The organism is Mesorhizobium sp. WSM4307 (assembly GCF_007003945.1).
In the GTDB taxonomy this organism is placed as follows: Bacteria; Pseudomonadota; Alphaproteobacteria; order Rhizobiales; family Rhizobiaceae; genus Mesorhizobium.
In genome coordinates, this window is sequence record NZ_VFTB01000004.1 from 384,267 (window position 1) to 402,776 (window position 18,510).

Consider the following 18,510-nt stretch of genomic DNA (forward strand, 5'->3'; position numbering starts at 1 on the left):
GTTACGGAGAAAGAAATGACACTCGCAAAGGTCGAGGTTGAGCGTTTCAGCCTGAAGTGTTCCAAACCATTCGACTCCGTTGTGGCCGCGCTCAAGTCAGCGGTCGGGCAACCTGACATTGTCGAATTTTTCAAGGCGACGAGGGCTGCAAATTCCTTCTCGGATTTGGAGCGTGTTGTGCAAAGCGGCCTAGGCCGCACAGGTCTCATGCTTTTCGCGGAATTCGACCTGGGCGCCATTCTGCGCCGCGAAACTGGAACCGAGACTCCCAAGAGCATGCGGTTCCTGGTGGGCAATCCACTCATCATGAAAGAAATGGTCAAGCACGTTTCCGATGCTGGATCTTACGCTCCAGTCACAGTCCTTGTTGATGAACGTCCCGATGGCGTGCACGTCTCCTACGACAAAATGGAGAGTTGTCTGCTCCCTTATGGCAGTTTGGAGGCTCTTGCCGTAGCTCGCAATCTCGATGCGAAAATCACAACCTTGCTACGCGAATGCACAAACTAAGCTCATGGTGACGCTCAGGCGGCAGAGTACTCCCACACGTTTGGCCATGACATGGCATCGGCACTGCTGCCGCTGGGGCTTGGCACGCCCGGCACGGCGCTGGAGGTTTTCAATTCTCGGCGAGCCGCGCCCGGCAAGGGTAATCGCCGACTCTCCGGGAGGCTTGCACCGGCGTATGTGAGCGGCCCCCAGCGTGGAGAGGCGCGGAAATCACGCCGCCTTCTTCATCCGCGCCAGCGTATCGGCAACCACCTCGCCAAACGACGACGGCGTCGGTACGATGATCACCCCGGCCTCCTTCAGGATTTCGACCTTCTCTTGCGCCGACTCGCCGAAGGCGGAGATGATGGCGCCGGCGTGGCCCATGCGGCGGCCTTTCGGGGCGGAGAGGCCGGCGATGTACGCGATCAGGGGCTTGCGCATGTTGTCGCGTGCCCAAATCGCGGCTTCCGCCTCTTGCGGTCCGCCGATCTCGCCGATCATCACCACGGCGTCGGTCTCGTCGTCCTGCTCGAACAGTTTCAGCATGTCCTTGAAGGAGGAGCCGTTGATCGGGTCGCCGCCGATGCCGACGCTGGTGGACACGCCGATGCCGAGCGCCTTCATCTGCGAGGCGGCTTCGTAGCCAAGCGTGCCGGAGCGGCCGACAATGCCGACGCGGCCGGGCAGGTAGATGTTGCCGGGCATAATGCCCATCAGCGCCTGTCCAGGGGTAATCATGCCGGCGCAGTTCGGGCCGATCAGCCGCATGCGGTCCTCGTAGCGGTAGCGGCGCATGTAGCGCTTGACCTGCATCATGTCCTGCGAGGGGATGCCGTCGGTGATGCAGACGCAGAGTTTTATGCCGGCATCCGCGGCTTCCATGATCGAATCGGCGGCGAAGGGCGGCGGCACGAAGACGATGCTCGCCTCCGCGCGGGTCTCGCGCACCGCGCCCTTGACCGTGTTGAAGACGGGCAGGCCGAGATGCGTCTGGCCGCCCTTGCCGGGGGTGACGCCGCCGACCAGCTTGGTGCCGTAGCGTTTCATGTCCTCGGCATGGAAGCTGCCGATCTTGCCGGTGAAACCCTGGACGATGACGCGGGTGCTGCGGTTGAGCAGGATTGCCATTTTCTCGACCTCCCTCAGGCTGCTTTTTTCTTGGCGGCCGCGCGCCAGGCGGCGACGGCTTTTTCGGCGGCTTCGGCCAGCGTGTCGGCGACGATCACCGCCTCGCCGGAATCGGCCAGGATGCGGCGTCCTTCCTCGGCCTTGGTGCCGGAGAGCCGCACCACCAGCGGCACGGTGACGCCGACCTCGCGGATCGCCTTGACGACGCCCTCGGCGACCCAGTCGCAGCGGTTGATGCCGGCGAAGATGTTGACCAGGATGGTCTCGACATTCTTGTCGCCCAGCACTGCCCGGAAGGATTTCGCCACCCGCTCGGGCGAGGCGCCGCCGCCAATGTCGAGGAAGTTGGCCGGCTCGCCGCCGGCGATCTTGATCATGTCCATCGTCGCCATGGCGAGACCGGCGCCGTTGATGATGCAGCCTATATTGCCGTCCAGGCCGACATAGGAGAGGCCACGGTCGCTGGCGAAGGTTTCGCGCGGGTCTTCCTGGCTCTTGTCGCGCAGTTCGGAGATTTCCGGCCGCCGGAACAGGGCGTTCTCGTCGAACGACATCTTGGCGTCGAGCGCCACGAGATTGCCGTCGCGGGTCACCACCAGCGGATTGATCTCGAGCATCGAGGCGTCGTAGTCGCGGAACACTTGGTAGCAGCTGAAGATGGTCTCGGTGGCCTTGCCGATCAGGTCGTGGTCGAGGCCGAGCCCGAAGGCGATCTCGCGGGCCTGGAAACGCTGCATGCCGACGCCGGGATCGACCGTGGTGCGCAGGATGGAATCGGGGGCCTTCTCGACGATGTCCTCGATCTCCATGCCGCCGGCGGCCGACGCCACGATCATGACGCGCTCTTCCTTGCGATCGAGCACGAAGCCGACATAGAGCTCCTGGGCGATGTCGACGGCTTCCTCCAGGTAGAGCCTGGAGATCAGCTTGCCGCGCGGTCCGGTCTGCTGCGTCACCAGCTTGCGCCCGAGCATGGCTTCGGCGGCGCTGGAGATTTCCTCGTCATTGGCGCACAGCTTGATGCCGCCGGCCTTGCCGCGCGCGCCAGAATGAACCTGCGCCTTCAAGACCCATTTGCCGCCGCCGATCTCGCGCGCCCGGTAGGTCGCCTGTTCGGGGCTGTAGGCCAGCCCGCCGCGCGGCACATGCACGCCGTGGCGAGCGAGCAGTTCCTTGGCCTGATATTCGTGGATGTCCATTGTTGTCCTCCCGTAACTTTCAATGCGTGGCGACGCGCGGCTCCCGTTGGTTAAGTTGGCCGGCGCGTTCGATGGCTTCGTTGACCACCAGAACGTTCCTCGCCATGCGCTCCGACGCGGCGTCGATCATCTTGCCGTCGAGTGCGGCGGCGCCTTTGCCCAGAGCCTCGGCTTCCTTGAGCACCTCAAGGATGCGCCTGGCCCGCGCGACCTCCTTTTCCGGCGGCGAGAAGACGTCGTTGGCGAGCGCGATCTGCGAGGGGTGGATCGCCCATTTGCCTTCGATGCCCAGCGCCGCGGCGCGTTTGGCCCCGGCGATGTAGCCCTCGGGATCGGAGAAATCGCCGAACGGCCCGTCAATGGCGCGCAGGCCATAGGCCCTGCAGGCAACCGTCATGCGCGACAGGGCGAAATGCCACTGGTCGCCGGGATAGTCGGGGTTGAGGCCGCCAATGTTGACGGTGCGCGCCTTGCAGCTTGCGGCATAGTCGGCAACACCGAAATGCATGGCTTCCAGCCGGCCGGGCGTCGCGGCGATCGCCTCGACATTGGCCATACCGAGCGCCGTCTCGATCAGCGCTTCGAGGCCGACGCGGGTCTTGAAACCCTTGGCCATCTCGATCTGGTTGACCATGGCCTCGACCATGTAGAGGTCGGCCGGCACGCCGACCTTCGGCACCAGGATGGTGTCCAGCCGGTCGCCGGCCTGTTCCATGACGTCGACCACGTCGCGGTACATGTAGTGCGTATCCAGCCCGTTGATGCGCACCGAGACGGTCTTGCCCTTGGCGCGCCAGTCGATGTCGTTGAGCGCCTGGATGATGTTCTTGCGGGCGCGTTCCTTGTCGGGCGGGGCGACCGCGTCCTCGATGTCGAGGAAGACGAAATCAGCGGCGCTGTTGGCTGCCTTGTCGATCATTTCCGGGCTGGAGCCGGGAACCGCCAGCTCGCTGCGCTGCAGCCGCAATTTCTTCAAATGGTTGATGGTGTGGCTCATCGTCGGCTCCCTCAGGCGGCTTCGGCGACCGGCACGGCGGCCGAGGCGCGGAAATGCTGGATGGCGGCGCCGACGCCGGAGCCCGGCGCCAGCCTGACGCCGCAATCGAGCAGCGCCATTTCGGCCGCCGACAGCGAGGCGAGCACCATCACCTCGTTCAGCCAGCCGAGATGGCCGATGCGGAACACCTTGCCCATCACCTTGTTGAGGCCACCGCCGAGCGAGGTTTGGTAGGTACGGTAGGCGCGCTTGACGATGTCGGCGCTGTCGATGCCTTCCGGCACCAGAATGGCGCTGACCGTATCGGAGTGCCATTTCGGCGCCTTGGCGCAGAGTTTCAGGCCCCAGGCGTCGACCGCCTTGCGCACGCCTTCGGCGAGGCGATGATGGCGGGCGAAGATGTTGCCCAGCCCTTCCTCGGCGATCAGGTCGAGCGAGGCGCGCAGGCCGCGCAGCAGCTGCGTCGCCGGCGTGTAAGGGAAATAACCGGCATCGTTGGCGCGGATCATGTCCTCGAAGGAGAAGAAGCAGCGCCGGTGGGTGGCGGTTCGCGAAGCGACAAGCGCCTTCTTGCTGACGGAAAGGAAACCGAGGCCGGCGGGCAGCATGAAACCTTTCTGCGAGCCGCTGACGGCGCAGTCGACGCCCCATTCCTCCTGGCGGAAATCGATCGAGCCGATCGACGACACGCCGTCGACGAAGAGCAGGGCAGGGTGGTTGGCATCGTCGAGCGTGGCGCGGCAGCCGGCGACATCGCTGGTCACGCCGGTCGCCGTCTCGTTCTGCGTGCAGAAGACGGCCTTGATGCGGTGCGCCTTGTCCGCCTTCAGCCGCTCGGCATAGAGCTCGAGCGGCACGCCGGTGCCCCATTCGCAGTCGATGACATCGACCTCGAAGCCGAGGCGCTCGGCCATGTCGACCCACAGATGCGAGAACTGGCCGAAGCGCGACATCAGCACGCGGTCGCCGGGGCTGAGCACGTTGGTCATCGCCGCTTCCCAGGCGCCGGTGCCCGAGGACGGGTAGATGAAGACGCGGCCGGTCTCGTTCCTGAAGACTGTCTTGATGTCCTCGAACAGCGGCAAAGTCAGATCCGGGAAAGATGCGGCGCGCATGTCCTCCATTGGGAGGTTCATCGCCTGCCGGACCTGTTCGGGGATGTTGGTCGGTCCGGGAATGAAGAGATGGGTGAAACCGGCCATGGTGCGAACTCCTCCTGATCCAGCAAAGCGGTGGGGGGAGTTTCGTTTCGACGGCTAAAGCCAACAACACCTTGGCGGGTAAGATCTCGCCGCGCGCGGGTGGGGCGGGCCTACCCGGTTGGCCTACCCGAAAGGCTGCTTCTGGGTGCGCCTCTCGCGCGCATAGAGCGCGACGGCCATCGCCCGGTTGCGGACGTCGAGCTTGTCGTAGAGATTCTTCAGGTGGTACTTCACCGTGTTCTCGGAAATGCCGGTGCGCGTGGCGATCTGCAGATTGGTCCAGCCGTCGGAAAGCACCGCCAGCAGCTCGCGCTCACGCACCGTGAGCTGCGCGAGCGGCGTGTCGTTGACCTTGTTGATGTCGATATAGGGGATGCAGATGCGGCCATGCGCCACTGCCAGGATCGTGTCGAAGATGATGGCCGGATCGTCGAACTGAAAACAATAGCCCTGCGCTCCCAGCCGTACGCATTGCTTCAGGATGCCGATGTCATGGTCGTTGGAAAAGACGGTGATGCGCACGTCGAGCTTGCGGCTCTGGACCTCGGCCAGCACATCCGCGCCGTCCATGTCGGCGAGCTTCCAGCCGATGATTGCGACGTCGAATCCGCCCTTCGCCGCCAGATCCAGGAATTGCTTGCCGCTCTGCACGCTGCCCAACAAGTCGAACCGGCCATCGCATTCGAGCATCTCGCGCAGCGCCGATATGACGAATGGATTGCGTTCGGCGACGACAATGCGCATGCGCCGGTCGCCAATTGCCTTGCTCGTTTTCCCGGGCTTGCTGTTCAAGGGCCGTTTTTGTCCTGGGGTGGTTGTGCCGCAACTCAAAGGTCAGGCTTCAGGCCTGGACCCGTACCATGACAATTCTGCCCCAATCGCGCGGGGGTGCTCTTTCCCCAGCGACATCGGCTGTCGCGCCGTCTGAAGCCGCGATTCGCTGGTTGCTGATGGGACAGGCCCCGCCAGGGCAGACATCCGGCGATACGCTCACCACGTGGCATGGAACCAGCGTTTCGTTTGATATTCCGTGCCTTAGAGCGATAAGTTCTCAAATCGAATCGCGTCTGCAGGCGAGGTGCATCGAATTTTCGCGAAACCGGTTTCCGCTTTAAGGTCCGATGCTCTAGACCTGAGACACGATTTTTCCGGGAATGGCGGGAGGCGCTGTTGGAGGACAAGCAGACGATCTCCGCCAAGGCGGCCGACGACATCCACGCTGACATCTATGGCGAGGACGGTGCGGTCCTTTCGTCCTTCCTTGCCCAGATCGGCGCCGCGATCGCCGACCGCAATACGCCGACCCTCAAGCATGAAGTCGACCATCTGCACCAGTCGGAACTCGGCGACCTGATCGAGGCGCTGCATCCCGAACAGCGGCGCGCGCTGGTCGAACTGCTGGGCGCCGATTTCGACTTCTCCGCGCTGACCGAGGTCGACGAGGCGATCCGCATGGAGATCGTCGATCACCTGCCCAATGCGCAGATCGCGCAGGCGGTGCAGGAACTCGATTCCGACGACGCCGTCTACATTCTCGAAGACCTTGAAAAGGAAGACCAGGACGAGATCCTGTCGCAACTGCCGTTCACCGAACGGATCAGGCTGCGCCGTTCGCTGGACTATCCCGAAGAGACCGCCGGGCGGCGCATGCAGACGGAGTTCGTCGCGGTGCCGCCGTTCTGGACGATCGGCCAGACCATCGACTACATGCGTGAGGACAAGAACCTTCCCGACCGTTTCAGTCAGATCTTCGTCATCGATCCGACTTTCAAGCTCGTCGGCGCCATCGATCTCGACCAGATCCTGCGCACCAAGCGCGCGGTCAAGGTCGAGGATGTCATGCATGAGACGCGCCACGCCATTCCGGCGACCATGGATCAGGAAGAGGCGGCGCGCGAATTCGAGCAGTACGACCTCTTGTCGGCCGCCGTCGTCGACGAGAACGAGCGGCTGGTCGGCGTGCTGACCATCGACGATGTCGTCGACGTCATTCAGCAGGAGGCCGAGGAAGATCTGCTGCGCATGGGCGGCGTCGGCGACGAGGAACTCTCCGACACGGTGTTTGCAACCTCGCGTTCGCGCGTTCCCTGGCTGCTCGTCAACCTTGTCACGGCATTCTTGGCGGCATCGGTGATCGGGCTGTTCGACCACACGATCGAGCGGATCGTGGCGCTCGCCGTGCTGATGCCGATCGTCGCCGGCATGGGAGGCAATGCTGGTTCGCAGACCATGACCGTCACCGTACGGGCGCTGGCGACGAAGGATCTCGACATCTACAACGCCGCCCGAATCATCCGCCGCGAAATGGGTGTGGGCTTCATCAACGGCGTTGTCTTTGCCGTTTTGATCGGCATCGTCGCCGCCCTGTGGTTTCGTGATCCCAATCTGGGCGGGATCATCGGCGCGGCGATGATCATCAACATGTTCGCGGCCGCCCTTGCCGGTATCCTGATCCCGCTCATGCTCGACCGATTCAAGATCGATCCCGCCGTGGCGTCGGCGGTCTTCGTCACCACCGTCACCGACTGCGTCGGCTTTTTCGCCTTCCTCGGCCTCGCAAGCTGGTGGTTCGGCGTCAGGTAGCCTCAATTGACTTTTACGTAAATGCCGTGCGAGGCTCGTGCGGGGGCCATGTCGATTCCGGCGGGCAAGGGTTTGGTTCGGGACGGGAGGCAGCGCCGCCTGGCGTTGCCCGGGGTTCGGGCATGGAGCGACAATGCGGGAATATTACTCGATCACCGAACTGACCCGCGAATTCGACGTGTCGACGCGGACGCTGCGTTTCTATGAGGACGAGGGGCTGGTGCAGCCGGTGCGGCGTGGCCGTACGCGGCTGTTTCGCCCGTCCGACCGCCATCTCATCCGGCAGATCATGCGCGGAAAGCGGCTCGGTTTCTCGATCAACGAGATCCGCGAAATCATCCAGATGTACAAGGAGCCGCCGGGCGAGGTCGGGCAGCTGAAGCTGATGATCAAGCGCATCGAGGAAAAGCGCGAGGATCTCAGGCAAAAACGCCGCGACCTCGAGGAAACGCTGGCCGAACTCGACCAGGCGGAGGAGTCCTGCGTCGAGCGGCTGGTTGAGCTCGGCGTCAATACGTAACGCCGCTCAGATCCAGCGCCGCACCCTTTTGGCGTAATCGCGATATCTCTTCCCAAACTTCGCCGCCAGGATCTTTTCCTCACGCTCGATCGCGACCTTCTGCGTGGCGAAGGCCGCGATGAACGCCAGCGGCAGGAACCATACGATCCCCGTGACAAAGGCGACGCCGATTAGTAGCAGCGTGTTGGCGAGATACATCGGGTTGCGGGTGACGCCGAATGGCCCTGTGGTGACGAGGTGGTCCGGCACTGCATTGGGGTTGAGCGTCGTCCTGGCTCGGACCATGGTGCGAATGGCGGTGAACCAGAGCGCCGCGACGGCGAATAGTGCCACCCAGCCGGCCGCGAACAGCAGGTCGCCCAGCAGATCGCCGATCCAGGGCAGCGGATAGAGCAGGCCGAGAATGACGCTGATGGCGATTGCTGCGACGTAGATCACCGGCGGCCACGGTATCACGCCGGGCTTCGGCTGGGTTCCGGTCATTGCGTTCCTCCCTCGTTCATCTTGTCCTCGGTCTGGCCCGTGCAGCTGGCGCCCAGATCGCCCAGATGCGCTCGGAATTCCGCAGTCTGGTCGTTGTTCTCGAGCCGATCAAGCGCGGCCTCGCCCTCGAGCGTCGTCAGCATGCAACTGCAATAGCTCGAACAGAAGGTCGCGTTGCGCGTCTGCTCGCATGAGCGCTGGCAGGTTTTCAGGAAATTGACCTGCACGGTTTCGACCTGGGCCGGCATGACTTGCGAGAAGAGCCAGACGCAGCCGATCAGCAGCGGCTGGTGGATCAGGTAGAAAGCGAGGCTGTGGCGGCCGATGAAGACCAGCGGATTGGCCCAGCGGCCGGGCATGAGGCTCGCCAGGCGGGCTCGCACGCCGGAGGCTGAGGCGAGTTTCGCCACCCCGATGCCGACAAGCACCGCGCCGAACCACGGAAACAGCGGCACATAGTCGTTGGAGCGTGGGTTGATCGCCGACAGGCCGATCCACCACAGCCAGGGATGGTCCAGCGCTTCGAAGCGCAGATAGACGGGCGCGGCGATGACCAGCGCGGCAACGACAAGGGTCAGCAGGGCGGGCAGCCGCAGGAAGGCGAGGCCGAGCAGGCTGGCGAGCGCGATCTCGTGCAGGATGCCGAAGAAGATGAATCCGTCCGGCGTCGCGATACGGGTTACCACCGAAATGGCGATCGCCGCTCCGGCGACCATGGCAAAACGTTTCCAGAAACCGTTCCAGCGGATTTGCTGGCCGTGCGCGAGGTAGAGGCTGACGCCGACCAGAAACAGGAAGGTCGAGGCAATGCAGCGCGCGTAGATCTTCCACCAGCCGAAGGCGGTGAGGCCTGGATCGGTATAGCCGAAGAATTCCAGGTCCCAGGTGAAATGGTAGCTCGCCATGGCCAGCAGCGCGATGCCGCGCACGATGTCTATGGCGACGATGCGCCTGGATGGCTCCGGAGCGGGTGCGGTCGGCGTATGGATGGTCATGGTCTCGCGATCTGATTCAGCCCCGCGTGAGAACTATCACGGTTGGACCGGACAGAAGAAGCCGGGGCGTTGGATCAAGCGACGCTTTAGGCCAGTGCCGGGAAGTCGTTGACCGACTTCGCTTTTCACGGCCTATGCGTCGGTTTCCTCTTAATCGTCCGGGAACGGCCAAGGCAGATTTGGCCGGTGATTCTGCTTTGGGGAAGCAATGTCCACCCATGTGCGCCATCCAATCTGGCTCCCGGCCCTCAGGGCCGCGGATGCGCGCACCTTCGCCTCGCTTTATGCGGTCGAATCCTTTGCCCGCGCCACGGTGTCGAGCGTCATCCCGATCCAGGCCTACGAAATCCTGCACAATGAGCAGATCGTCTCGATCCTCTACACCATCGTGGCGCTGCTCGGCCTGTCGGTAACCTTGTTCATGCCGCTGCTGATCCGCCGCTTTGCCCGGCGCTGGGTCTACACCGCAGGCGCCTGCCTGCTCGCCATCGGCTCGCTGTTCTTCGTCACCCACACGCTGGCCGGGCAATTGGCCGGGATGCTGTGCCGTGTCATGGGGGCCAGCGCGCTTTCGATCACGCTCAACCTCTACATCATGGACCACATCCGCAAGACCGACTTCATGCAGGCCGAATCGCTGCGCATGGCGTGGTCGATGTTTGCCTGGACCGGTGGGCCGACACTCGGCATCTTCCTCTACACGCGCTTCGGTATCTATGCCGCGCATGGTGCGGTGGCGGTGTTCGCGCTAGCGCTCTTGGCGCTGTTCTGGACCTATCGGCTGGGCGACAATCCGTCGATCCGGCCCGGCAAGACACGGCCGGCCAATCCGCTCGCCAATATCGGCCGCTTCGTCGCGCAGCCCAGATTGAGGCTTGCCTGGCTGATCGCCTTCGGCCGCTCCTGCTTCTGGACGACGTTCTTCGTCTATGGGCCGCTGTTCATGGTGATCACCGGCGAGGGCAAGCTGGCCGGCGGCCTGCTGGTTTCGGCGGGCAACGCATTGCTCTTCATGGCGATCTTCTGGGGCAAGGCCGGAAAACGCTTTGGCGGCCGGCGCACCATGACATTCGCTTATTTCGCCATGTCGGCGATGCTTTTGGCGGCAGGCACGGTCGGAGAGAGCGTCCCGCTGCTCACCGGCGCGTTCCTGCTGTGCGGCGCCTTCTTCACCATAGCGCTCGACGCGCTGGGCTCGACCGCCTTCATGCGTTCGGTGCGCTCCTATGAACGGGCGCAGATGGCGGCGGTCTACCGCACCTATCTCGATTTTTCCGAACTGACGCCGCCGCTGGTCTATTCGGTGGTGCTCGCCTTCTTCGGGCTGGGCTCGGTGTTCGTCACGCTTGGTCTGCTCGCGGCGGTTTGCGGTTTTGTCACGTGGCGATACCTGCCGAAGTCACTGTGAGGATCACGGCTTTGGTGCAAGCGCCGCATGACGCTCGCGCACCCAGTTGTGGAAACGGTGCAGGTCATACTCCTCGGGCATGAGCACGCCGGCATGGTGGCGCATCGAGCGCAGGCCCCTCTGGTTGACCTCGCAGATGGCGGCGTCCTCTTCCAGCACCTGTGTGCCGAAGGCGACGATGTTGTCGATGTCGGTCGCGGCCAGCGCCTCGGGCGCGAACAGCCATTCGGCGATAAGCTCCGTCTGTTCGGGACCGAGCGGCACCAGGCGTACCGTCCTGACATAGTCGACATGGCCGACGATGAACATTGAGGGCAGGCTGGTGGCGTAGGTCTGGCCGGCGACGCGTTCGGCCGGCGTCAACCCGGAGAAGACCGGCCCGTGCGTCTTGCCGTCGCGCGACCAGGTCTCGGCGCCGGCACGCAGGCCTCCGGAAAACTCCGGCGCGTCATTGTCGGCGTGGCGCGTCCATTCGGGATCGTCGTGCCGGCTCATCAGACCTCGGCCATAGATTGGCACCAGGCGCGACAGGTCCTTGTGGATGCCCGGGCAGTGCAGGCACTCGTTGAAGTTCTCCCAAAAGATCTTCCAGTTGCAGTGCATCACCTTGCGCAGCACATGGCCCGATACCAGCGTTTCCAGCGGCCAGTTGCCGAGATTGCCGGAGGCAGGATCGAAGGATGCCTGCGCGGAGTCCGCCGCACCCTCCTGCAGATTGATGAACACGAAGCCGCGCCACACCGAGAGCGCGACGCGGTAGAGCGGATGGTCGGCCTTGTCGAAGCCGTCCGGCAACGATTTCGACGGCACGCGCACGAGGTCGCCGCGCAGCGAATAGGACCAGGCATGATAGGGGCAGGTGATCAGCCGCGCCTTCAGCCGGCCCTCGCTCTCCTGGCAAAGCTGCGAACCGCGATGCCGGCAGGTGTTGTGGAAGGCGCGCAGGGCGCCGGTGTCGTCGCGCAGCACGATGATGTCCTGCGTGCCGATGCGAAACCTGCGGAAGGCCAGCGGCTGGGCCAGATCGGCCTCGCGGCAGACGAGCAGCCAGTTTTTGTACCAGATGGCGTCGAGGTCGCGCTGGTAGCTCTCACCGTCCCAATAGGCCGACGAGGGCAGGGTCGGCTCGGCCTGGGTCAGGCCATTGTAAGGGGCGCGCTCACCGGCAATGGGCTGCATGGCTGGCTTCCTGTGAAGCGGCCAGCCGACACCCGGTCAGGAGAATTGTCAATTGTCGTGCCTGGAGACGGCATGGCGCAATCGCGCTGTTTGCCGGCGGAATTTGGTTTGCCGCGTGTCGCGATTTTCCCTATAGTCATGCAGTCGTCGGTTCCGTTTTGGAGCCAAGAGGGAATGCGGTGCGGGCGAAATTCTTGCCCAATGCCGTGGCTGCCCCCGCAACTGTGTGCGGTAGTCCTCTCCATATGCCACTGAAGATTCGTCTTCGGGAAGGTGGGGAAGGGCGCTGATCCGTGAGCCAGGAGACCTGCCGACGACGGCAAAACTGACAGGCCCTCGGGTGGAGGGTGAAAGGACAAGATATGAACACCGCTTCCGTCTCCCTCGGCGCCTCCGTCTCCTCGCAGTCGCGCTTCATGCAGCTGGCGCTCGCCGCGCTGCTCGGCACGTTCATCATCGGCTTTGTCGGGTTCTCGCATATCGATGCGGTCCACAATGCCGCGCACGACTATCGCCATTCGATGGCTTTTCCCTGCCACTGACGAGGATCTGACATCATGAATCTGTTTCGCAACGTCGTGTTTATCGCGGCGATCGCAGGGCTCGTGGCCGGCGTCGTTCTCGCCTGCTTGCAGACCTATGCGACCGTGCCGCTCATCCTGAAGGCGGAAGTCTACGAACAGGCCGGTGGCGGCCATCAACATGAGCATGCCGCGGCGCCCGCCGCTGCGGACACCAATGCCATGAGCACCCCGGCACCTGCGGGAAATGCCATGAGCACCGCAGCACCCGCACCGGCTGACGCAGCCGCGCCGGCGGAGGACGAAGGCTGGGCGCCGGCCGACGGCTTCGAGCGCTTCGCCTTCAGCGTGCTGGCCAATATCGTCACCGGCATCGGTTTCGCGCTGGTCCTGGTGGCGGTTTCCGAATTCGCCGGCGGCATCGGCAACTGGCGCCAGGGCGTATTCTGGGGTCTGGCTGGTTTTGCCGCGTTCACGCTCGCCCCGGGCCTCAGCCTGCCGCCGGAACTACCGGCGATGCCGGTGGCCGACCTCACCCAACGCCAGATCTGGTGGTGGGCGACGGTGGCGGCGACAGCGGCTGGCCTGGGTCTTCTCGCCTTCCGCAAATCGTTGCCGCTGGCGATCCTTGCGGTGGTCCTGATCGTGGCGCCGCATATCGTCGGTGCGCCGCAGCCGGACAGCTTCATAACGTCGATCCCCGAAGGCCTGCATCACCAGTTCGTGGTGGCGGTAACGCTGACCAATCTGGTGTTCTGGCTGGTGCTCGGCGCGGTTGTCGGCGTGGTACGCGGACGCTTCACCGGCACGGCGACCAGCCTGCGCGACAGCTTTGCCTGATCGCAGTTTGACCTTCATCATCGGCGGTGCGCGCTCCGGCAAGAGCGCTCATGCCGAAACCCTGGCGACGGCGCTGCCGCCGCCATGGGCCTATATCGCCACCGCTGAAGCCTATGACGACGAAATGCGCGAGCGCATCGCGTTGCATCGGTCGCGGCGCGGTGAGGGGTGGGCGACCATCGATGCGCCGCTCGATCTCGCTGGCGCGCTCGAAGCGCTACCCGACAACCAGCCGGTGCTTGTCGATTGTCTGACGCTGTGGCTGACCAATCATATGCTGGCCGACCATGATCTGGACGCAGAATGCCGGCGGCTCGCCGACGTGCTGTCGCGGCCGCGCGGATCGTGGTTCGTGGTCTCCAACGAAGTCGGGCAAGGTATCGTGCCGGACAATGCGCTGGCACGCCGCTTCAGAGACGCGGCCGGCCGGCTCAACCAGCAGGTCGCGGCAATTTCCGATACGGTGCTATTGATGGTGGCCGGGCTGCCGCTCAAGGTGAAATAATGACCGATATCGACGCAAAAGACGAGGAACGCCACCGCGCCAAGATGGCCAAGCGCAAGGCGGTGCAGGATGCCGAGGTGGCGGAAAAGACGGTCGAGAAGGGGCTGCTGATCGTCAACACTGGACCCGGCAAGGGCAAGACCACCGCCGCCTTCGGGCTGGCGCTGCGCATGCTCGGCTATGGCAAGCGCGTCGGCGTCGTGCAGTTCATCAAGGGCAAATGGCACACCGGCGAGAAGGATGCGTTTGCCGCCTTCGGCGACCGCGTCGTCTGGCACGCGATGGGCGAGGGCTTTACCTGGGAGACGCAGGATCTGAAGCGCGATATCGCTGCCGCCGAGGCTGCCTGGACCAAGGCGCTGGAGTTGATCGCCGATCCCTCGATCAGCCTTGTCGTGCTTGACGAACTCAACATCGCGCTGCGCTATGATTATCTCGATCTCGACAAGGTGGTTGCCGAGCTTAAGGCACGCCGCAAGGGACTGCATGTCGTCGTCACCGGCCGCAACGCCAAGCCGGCACTGGTCGAAGCGGCCGATCTGGTCACCGAGATGGGCGTGACAAAGCATCACTTTTCGGCAGGCGTGAAGGCGCAGCAGGGGATCGAGTTCTAGAACGCAAGAACGGCGATGACCAAAACCACGGCGAACAACGCAATCAGCAAATAATCGGCGACGCGGTAGAGTTTCAGCGCCCGCCTGATGTCGCCGCTGTCGACGTCGCGGCGGCCGCCTTCGCCCATGAAGACGTCATCGACCATGATGCCGCCATAGCTGCGTGGCCCGGCAAGCGCCAGGCCGAGCGCGCCTGCCATGGCCGCTTCCGGCCAGCCGGCATTGGGCGAGCGGTGTTTTTTTGCATCGCGCCGCACCGCCTGCCAGGCACTGCCGGGATCGGCGCCCTTGACCAGGGAAGCCGCCAGCACGATCAGCAGCGCAGTCAGCCGTGACGCCGGCAGGTTGATCCAGTCGTCGAAACGCGCCGCCGCCCAGCCGAAAGCCTCGTGGCGCGGGGTGCGATGACCGATCATCGAATCGGCGGTGTTGGCGGCCTTGTAGGCGGCGCCGCCGGCGAGCCCGCCGACACCGGTCCAGAAGGCAGGGGCGACGATGCCGTCGGAAAAATTCTCGGCCAGGCTCTCGATCGCCGCGCGGCAGACGGCGGCGCGGTCGAGCGCTTCGGGATCGCGGCCGACTATGCGCGAGACGGCGACCCGGCCCATGGCGAGGCCGCCCGATTCGAGCGAGTCAGCCACGGCCTCGACGTGTTCGTAGAGGCTCTTCTGTGACAGCAGCGATGTCGCCAGAAGGGCGGCAATGAAAAACCCCACCGGAACGAACCAGAGCAGGACAAGCTGCACGCAAAGGCCGATCACCGCCGGCACCAGCACGATGACCAGCAGCGCCTGGACGCCACGTTGGCGACGCAACGCGTCGGGATCAGTGGCGCGGTTGAGCCTCAAGTCGAGAAAGGATATCAGCCTGCCGAACCACGTCACCGGATGGCCGATGGCGCGGAAGAGCCAGTCCGGGTAACCCAGGACAAATTCGACGGCCAGTGACAGGAAAGCGATCAGGACTGACATGAAGCTTCTTGATGGAGCGGTGGACCATGGTGGGAGTCTTGGCCGGGCGAGGGCGCTTTTCCCCAGCGCTCCTCTGCCGTTCGTCGACCTTTCGACCGGTATCAATCCGCACTCCTACCCGCTTTTCAACCTGCCCGCCACCTCGCTGTCGCGATTGCCGGAAGCGGGGCGGGCGCGGGAGTTGACGGAGATCGCGGCCAGTACCTATAGCGCGCCGTCGCCGGCCAATGTGGTCGCGGCGCCCGGCACGCAGATCCTGCTGCCGCGCGTGGCCTCGCTGGTCAGGCCCGGCAAGGCATTGGTGCTGGGGCCGACCTATGCCGAACATGCGCGTGCCGCGGCGATCGCCGGGCATCAGGTGAGCGAAGTCAGCGATTTTGCCGCACTGGCGGACGCCGACCTTGCCATCATCGTCAATCCGAACAATCCCGATGGTCGCGTCATCGAGCGCGACCGGCTGCTGGCATTGGCCGCCGGGCTGCGCGCCAGAGGCGGGCTGCTGGTCGTCGACGAGGCGTTCATGGATGTCGGCCCGCGCCAGCACAGCCTCGCCGGCGACGTCGATCAGGGCGGCATCGTCGTGCTGCGTTCCTTCGGCAAGTTCTTTGGCCTGGCCGGGCTGCGGCTTGGCTTCGCGCTTTCCGATCGCCCAACGGTGGAATTGCTGCAAAGGCAATTCGGGCCGTGGGCAGTGGCCGGTCCAGCGCTGGACTATGGCATTCGCGCGCTTGCCGATATTGGCTGGCAGGACGCGATGCGGGCATCGCTCGCCGAGGCAGCCGCGCGGCTGGACGCATTGTTCGGCCGTTTCGGCGTGCCGGCCGTGGGTGGCACCACGCTGTTCCGCTATATCGGTCTTCCGGATGCCGCCGGGCTGTTTTCGGCGCTTGGCGAGAGGGGCATTCTGCTTCGCCACTTCAACGACCGGCCATTTGTGTTGCGGGCCGGCCTGCCGGGGAGCGAGGTGGAATGGCAGCGGCTCGAATCCGCCCTTGCCGAATGGGCGGCGCGGCGCGAGGATCAATCGAAGGGCTCGAAGCAATGATCCATGTCTGCTCGCTGGCAAAGGTCGAGGAAACGGTGGCAAGGAGCGGCGCCGACCGCATGCTGTCGCTGCTCGCCGCCGGAACCGAGGTGGTGCGACCGGCCTCGATCGCCCGGGAAAACCATCTGCATCTGGTCATGCACGACATAGCGGTGGCGCAGGACGGCATGACGATGCCTGGCGAGGAGCATGTGCGCGACGTGCTCGATTTCGCGCGCCGCTGGGACCAGGCGAAGCCCATGGTCGTGCATTGCTATGCCGGCATCAGCCGCTCGACCGCTTCGGCCTACATCATCGCCGCCGCTCTGGCGCCGACACGCGACGAGGCCGAACTGGCATGGACGCTGCGGGCGCTGTCGCCCTCGGCGACACCCAATCCACGGCTCATTGCCGTGGCCGACGCGCTGCTGGATCGCAACGGCCGGATGATCGAGGCGATCCAGTCGATCGGCCGCGGCGCCGACGCCTTCGAAGGCACGCCGTTCGCGCTGAAGATCGACGGCTAAAAGCGGCTATCTCAGCCAGTCGGCGAGCTTCGCCTTGCGCACATCCCTGAGCAGGCTGATGAAGCCGTCGGCCTGATGCTCTGCCGTCAGCCTGCCTTTTTCCGATGTCGCGATGCTGGCGTCGCCAACCACGCCATTCGGGTTGAGATCGCCAGCGATCCAGGCGAAGGCGTGTGTGCCGGTGTGGCGCAGCAGCGAAAATTCCGTCTCCGCCCCGGCGACGTTGGAAACGAAATTATCGGCCTTGTCCATGTCGACGAGGTCGGGCCGGAAATGCAGCATCAAAGAGGTCTCGACATCGCCGCCATGGATGCCGTGGCGGTCCTCGAGTTCGGTGTACATGCCGGCCGGGCGGCCAAAACGCTGCCAGCTCGTCTTCACCGCCAGCATCTTTTCGCGCACCCGCAATTCACGCGTGATGATGCCCATGATCTCTTCATTGCCGCCATGCGAATTGACGACGATGAGTTTGCGCAGCCCGGCGCGCGCGATTGACACGCCAAGCTCGGTCCATGCCTCGACCAGCGTCGTTGCCGGCAAAGTGAGCGTGCCCGGCGCATGCAGGTGCTCGTTCGACTTGCCCACCGCCTGGACCGGCAGGATGCGGATGTCGAGATCGTCGGGCAGGCGGGCGATCACCGTGTCGAGCATGCCGTTCATGATCGAAGTGTCGGTCGAGACAGGCAGATGCGGTCCATGCTGCTCAATCGCCGCCACCGGCAGAACGGCGATCGTCGCCTCCGGATCGATCGAGGCGTATTCGGTTGTCCGGTAGTCGCCCCACCAGACGCGTCTTTTTGCAGCGGTCATGTCATGCCTCTTCGATGAACGGTGAGACCTAGCGCGGCACAGGCCTGCTGTCGATCACCCAGCCGCGATGACCTCGACCTCGACCTTGAATTCGGGGCGGGCAAAGCCGGAAACGATCATCAGCGTCGAGGCCGGCGCAGGGCTCGAAAACAGCCTGTCGCGGACATCCATATAGGGGCGCAAATAGGCGCGGTCGGTGACATAGGCGTTGATGCGCACGATGTCCCCGAGCCCCAGCCCAGCCTCGCCGAGGATTGCCTCGATGTTGCGGAAGCAGAGTTCGGCCTGGGCGCCGGCCTCCTCGGGAATCTGGTTGTCCGCCGTGATCGCCACCTGGCCCGAGCACAGCACCAGCCGCTTGCCCGCCGGCACTTCGACGCCGTGGCTATAGCGGGCAAAGGGCGGTTTGATCGACTTCGGGGTGAGGAATCTGAACATCGCAATCTCCTGGATGCCGTCAGCCTAAGGCGGGACGCATCCCAGCTTCAAGATGGCGGTGCATCTTGCCGGTG

At 64.3% G+C, this 18,510-nt stretch carries 21 protein-coding genes and 1 riboswitch; of the genes, 10 read left to right on the forward strand and 11 right to left on the reverse strand.

Annotation, left to right across the window (positions count from 1 at the left end):
- Positions 1 to 15: 15 nt before the first annotated feature.
- Complete coding sequence (locus FJV83_RS11880; RefSeq protein ID WP_142885243.1) at positions 16 to 510, forward strand: DUF302 domain-containing protein; 495 nt, start codon at positions 16 to 18, stop codon at positions 508 to 510.
- A 210-nt stretch (positions 511 to 720) separates the two neighbouring features.
- Here the strand turns inward: FJV83_RS11880 and sucD are convergent, their stop codons facing one another.
- From sucD to FJV83_RS11905, 5 genes are all read right to left on the reverse strand, one after another.
- Positions 721 to 1,620, reverse strand: a complete 900-nt coding sequence (sucD, locus tag FJV83_RS11885) for a succinate--CoA ligase subunit alpha (RefSeq protein ID WP_095773005.1) — start codon at positions 1,618 to 1,620, stop codon at positions 721 to 723.
- A 14-nt stretch (positions 1,621 to 1,634) separates the two neighbouring features.
- Complete coding sequence (locus FJV83_RS11890) at positions 1,635 to 2,819, reverse strand: malate--CoA ligase subunit beta (protein WP_095773004.1); 1,185 nt, start codon at positions 2,817 to 2,819, stop codon at positions 1,635 to 1,637.
- 19 nt (positions 2,820 to 2,838) lie between these two features.
- A complete protein-coding gene (locus FJV83_RS11895) occupies positions 2,839 to 3,816 on the reverse strand; it encodes a CoA ester lyase (protein WP_095787392.1) in 978 nt (325 codons plus the stop codon).
- Between the two features lie 11 nt (positions 3,817 to 3,827).
- Positions 3,828 to 5,018, reverse strand: a complete 1,191-nt coding sequence (locus tag FJV83_RS11900) for an aminotransferase class V-fold PLP-dependent enzyme (protein ID WP_095773002.1) — start codon at positions 5,016 to 5,018, stop codon at positions 3,828 to 3,830.
- 123 nt (positions 5,019 to 5,141) lie between these two features.
- Positions 5,142 to 5,762: a response regulator transcription factor gene (locus FJV83_RS11905; RefSeq protein ID WP_095773001.1), complete on the reverse strand. Its 621-nt coding sequence runs from the start codon at positions 5,760 to 5,762 to the stop codon at positions 5,142 to 5,144.
- Positions 5,763 to 6,188: 426 nt separating this feature from the next.
- Between FJV83_RS11905 and mgtE the strand changes: the two genes are divergently transcribed.
- Entirely contained in the window at positions 6,189 to 7,601 is a 1,413-nt protein-coding gene (mgtE, locus tag FJV83_RS11910) for a magnesium transporter (RefSeq protein WP_142885245.1), read from the forward strand.
- A 133-nt stretch (positions 7,602 to 7,734) separates the two neighbouring features.
- Positions 7,735 to 8,121, forward strand: a complete 387-nt coding sequence (locus tag FJV83_RS11915) for a MerR family DNA-binding transcriptional regulator (RefSeq protein WP_006203215.1) — start codon at positions 7,735 to 7,737, stop codon at positions 8,119 to 8,121.
- A 6-nt stretch (positions 8,122 to 8,127) separates the two neighbouring features.
- Here the strand turns inward: FJV83_RS11915 and FJV83_RS11920 are convergent, their stop codons facing one another.
- Positions 8,128 to 8,604, reverse strand: a complete 477-nt coding sequence (locus tag FJV83_RS11920) for an isoprenylcysteine carboxylmethyltransferase family protein (protein ID WP_095772999.1) — start codon at positions 8,602 to 8,604, stop codon at positions 8,128 to 8,130.
- On the reverse strand, positions 8,601 to 9,599 hold the full coding sequence (locus FJV83_RS11925) for a DUF1624 domain-containing protein (protein WP_142885247.1): 999 nt from the start codon (positions 9,597 to 9,599) through the stop codon (positions 8,601 to 8,603). The genes FJV83_RS11920 and FJV83_RS11925 overlap by 4 nt, the downstream gene beginning before the upstream one ends.
- A 208-nt stretch (positions 9,600 to 9,807) precedes the next feature.
- On the opposite strand from FJV83_RS11925, the gene FJV83_RS11930 reads away from it, so the two are divergent.
- On the forward strand, positions 9,808 to 11,007 hold the full coding sequence (locus FJV83_RS11930) for an MFS transporter (RefSeq protein WP_142885248.1): 1,200 nt from the start codon (positions 9,808 to 9,810) through the stop codon (positions 11,005 to 11,007).
- A 3-nt stretch (positions 11,008 to 11,010) separates the two neighbouring features.
- Here FJV83_RS11930 and FJV83_RS11935 read toward each other — a convergent pair whose 3' ends face one another.
- A complete protein-coding gene (locus tag FJV83_RS11935; RefSeq protein ID WP_142885250.1) occupies positions 11,011 to 12,186 on the reverse strand; it encodes an aromatic ring-hydroxylating dioxygenase subunit alpha in 1,176 nt (391 codons plus the stop codon).
- 131 nt (positions 12,187 to 12,317) lie between these two features.
- Positions 12,318 to 12,516, forward strand: a riboswitch (cobalamin riboswitch).
- Positions 12,517 to 12,548: 32 nt separating this feature from the next.
- Here FJV83_RS11935 and FJV83_RS11940 point away from each other — a divergent pair.
- Genes FJV83_RS11940 through cobO form a run of 4 tightly spaced genes read left to right on the forward strand, consistent with a single transcriptional unit; the run spans position 12,549 to position 14,666 of the window.
- Positions 12,549 to 12,728 (forward strand): CbtB domain-containing protein, encoded by a 180-nt coding sequence (locus tag FJV83_RS11940; RefSeq protein WP_142885252.1) that lies wholly within the window; start codon positions 12,549 to 12,551, stop codon positions 12,726 to 12,728.
- A 15-nt stretch (positions 12,729 to 12,743) separates the two neighbouring features.
- Positions 12,744 to 13,547, forward strand: coding sequence for a CbtA family protein (locus tag FJV83_RS11945; RefSeq protein ID WP_142885253.1), 804 nt, complete (start codon positions 12,744 to 12,746; stop codon positions 13,545 to 13,547).
- Positions 13,540 to 14,052, forward strand: a complete 513-nt coding sequence (cobU, locus tag FJV83_RS11950) for a bifunctional adenosylcobinamide kinase/adenosylcobinamide-phosphate guanylyltransferase (RefSeq protein ID WP_142885255.1) — start codon at positions 13,540 to 13,542, stop codon at positions 14,050 to 14,052. The genes FJV83_RS11945 and cobU overlap by 8 nt, the downstream gene beginning before the upstream one ends.
- Positions 14,052 to 14,666 (forward strand): cob(I)yrinic acid a,c-diamide adenosyltransferase, encoded by a 615-nt coding sequence (gene cobO / locus FJV83_RS11955; protein WP_142885257.1) that lies wholly within the window; start codon positions 14,052 to 14,054, stop codon positions 14,664 to 14,666. Before cobU ends, cobO begins: the two co-directional genes overlap by 1 nt.
- On the opposite strand, the gene cbiB is transcribed toward cobO, so the two are convergent.
- Complete coding sequence (gene cbiB / locus FJV83_RS11960; protein ID WP_142885259.1) at positions 14,663 to 15,637, reverse strand: adenosylcobinamide-phosphate synthase CbiB; 975 nt, start codon at positions 15,635 to 15,637, stop codon at positions 14,663 to 14,665. The two genes, cobO and cbiB, sit on opposite strands and share 4 nt — an antisense overlap.
- Here cbiB and cobD point away from each other — a divergent pair.
- A complete protein-coding gene (gene cobD, locus FJV83_RS11965; RefSeq protein WP_142885260.1) occupies positions 15,636 to 16,682 on the forward strand; it encodes a threonine-phosphate decarboxylase CobD in 1,047 nt (348 codons plus the stop codon). The genes cbiB and cobD overlap by 2 nt on opposite strands.
- Positions 16,679 to 17,188 (forward strand): tyrosine phosphatase family protein, encoded by a 510-nt coding sequence (locus FJV83_RS11970; RefSeq protein WP_095787405.1) that lies wholly within the window; start codon positions 16,679 to 16,681, stop codon positions 17,186 to 17,188. The genes cobD and FJV83_RS11970 overlap by 4 nt, the downstream gene beginning before the upstream one ends.
- 6 nt (positions 17,189 to 17,194) lie before the next feature.
- On the opposite strand, the gene FJV83_RS11975 is transcribed toward FJV83_RS11970, so the two are convergent.
- Together FJV83_RS11975 and FJV83_RS11980 are read right to left on the reverse strand one after the other, a co-directional pair.
- Positions 17,195 to 17,998, reverse strand: a complete 804-nt coding sequence (locus FJV83_RS11975) for a creatininase family protein (protein WP_095787406.1) — start codon at positions 17,996 to 17,998, stop codon at positions 17,195 to 17,197.
- A 54-nt stretch (positions 17,999 to 18,052) separates the two neighbouring features.
- The gene (locus FJV83_RS11980; protein ID WP_142885262.1) at positions 18,053 to 18,436 is read right to left on the reverse strand and encodes a RidA family protein; all 384 of its coding nucleotides are present in this window, start codon (positions 18,434 to 18,436) and stop codon (positions 18,053 to 18,055) included.
- Between the last annotated feature and the right edge of the window lie 74 nt (positions 18,437 to 18,510).

Coding starts and splice junctions, on each gene's coding strand:
- FJV83_RS11975 (WP_095787406.1), bottom strand. CDS start 17,998: ATGACCGCTGCAAAAAGACGCGTCTGGTGGGGCGACTACCGGACAACC.
- FJV83_RS11890 (WP_095773004.1), bottom strand. CDS start 2,819: ATGGACATCCACGAATATCAGGCCAAGGAACTGCTCGCTCGCCACGGC.
- sucD (WP_095773005.1), bottom strand. CDS start 1,620: ATGGCAATCCTGCTCAACCGCAGCACCCGCGTCATCGTCCAGGGTTTC.
- FJV83_RS11900 (WP_095773002.1), bottom strand. CDS start 5,018: ATGGCCGGTTTCACCCATCTCTTCATTCCCGGACCGACCAACATCCCC.
- cobD (WP_142885260.1), top strand. CDS start 15,636: ATGAAGCTTCTTGATGGAGCGGTGGACCATGGTGGGAGTCTTGGCCGG.
- FJV83_RS11925 (WP_142885247.1), bottom strand. CDS start 9,599: ATGACCATCCATACGCCGACCGCACCCGCTCCGGAGCCATCCAGGCGC.
- FJV83_RS11980 (WP_142885262.1), bottom strand. CDS start 18,436: ATGTTCAGATTCCTCACCCCGAAGTCGATCAAACCGCCCTTTGCCCGC.
- FJV83_RS11895 (WP_095787392.1), bottom strand. CDS start 3,816: ATGAGCCACACCATCAACCATTTGAAGAAATTGCGGCTGCAGCGCAGC.
- FJV83_RS11920 (WP_095772999.1), bottom strand. CDS start 8,604: ATGACCGGAACCCAGCCGAAGCCCGGCGTGATACCGTGGCCGCCGGTG.
- FJV83_RS11930 (WP_142885248.1), top strand. CDS start 9,808: ATGTCCACCCATGTGCGCCATCCAATCTGGCTCCCGGCCCTCAGGGCC.
- FJV83_RS11880 (WP_142885243.1), top strand. CDS start 16: ATGACACTCGCAAAGGTCGAGGTTGAGCGTTTCAGCCTGAAGTGTTCC.
- cbiB (WP_142885259.1), bottom strand. CDS start 15,637: ATGTCAGTCCTGATCGCTTTCCTGTCACTGGCCGTCGAATTTGTCCTG.
- FJV83_RS11940 (WP_142885252.1), top strand. CDS start 12,549: ATGAACACCGCTTCCGTCTCCCTCGGCGCCTCCGTCTCCTCGCAGTCG.
- FJV83_RS11935 (WP_142885250.1), bottom strand. CDS start 12,186: ATGCAGCCCATTGCCGGTGAGCGCGCCCCTTACAATGGCCTGACCCAG.
- FJV83_RS11905 (WP_095773001.1), bottom strand. CDS start 5,762: ATGCGCATTGTCGTCGCCGAACGCAATCCATTCGTCATATCGGCGCTG.
- cobO (WP_142885257.1), top strand. CDS start 14,052: ATGACCGATATCGACGCAAAAGACGAGGAACGCCACCGCGCCAAGATG.
- FJV83_RS11915 (WP_006203215.1), top strand. CDS start 7,735: ATGCGGGAATATTACTCGATCACCGAACTGACCCGCGAATTCGACGTG.
- FJV83_RS11945 (WP_142885253.1), top strand. CDS start 12,744: ATGAATCTGTTTCGCAACGTCGTGTTTATCGCGGCGATCGCAGGGCTC.
- FJV83_RS11970 (WP_095787405.1), top strand. CDS start 16,679: ATGATCCATGTCTGCTCGCTGGCAAAGGTCGAGGAAACGGTGGCAAGG.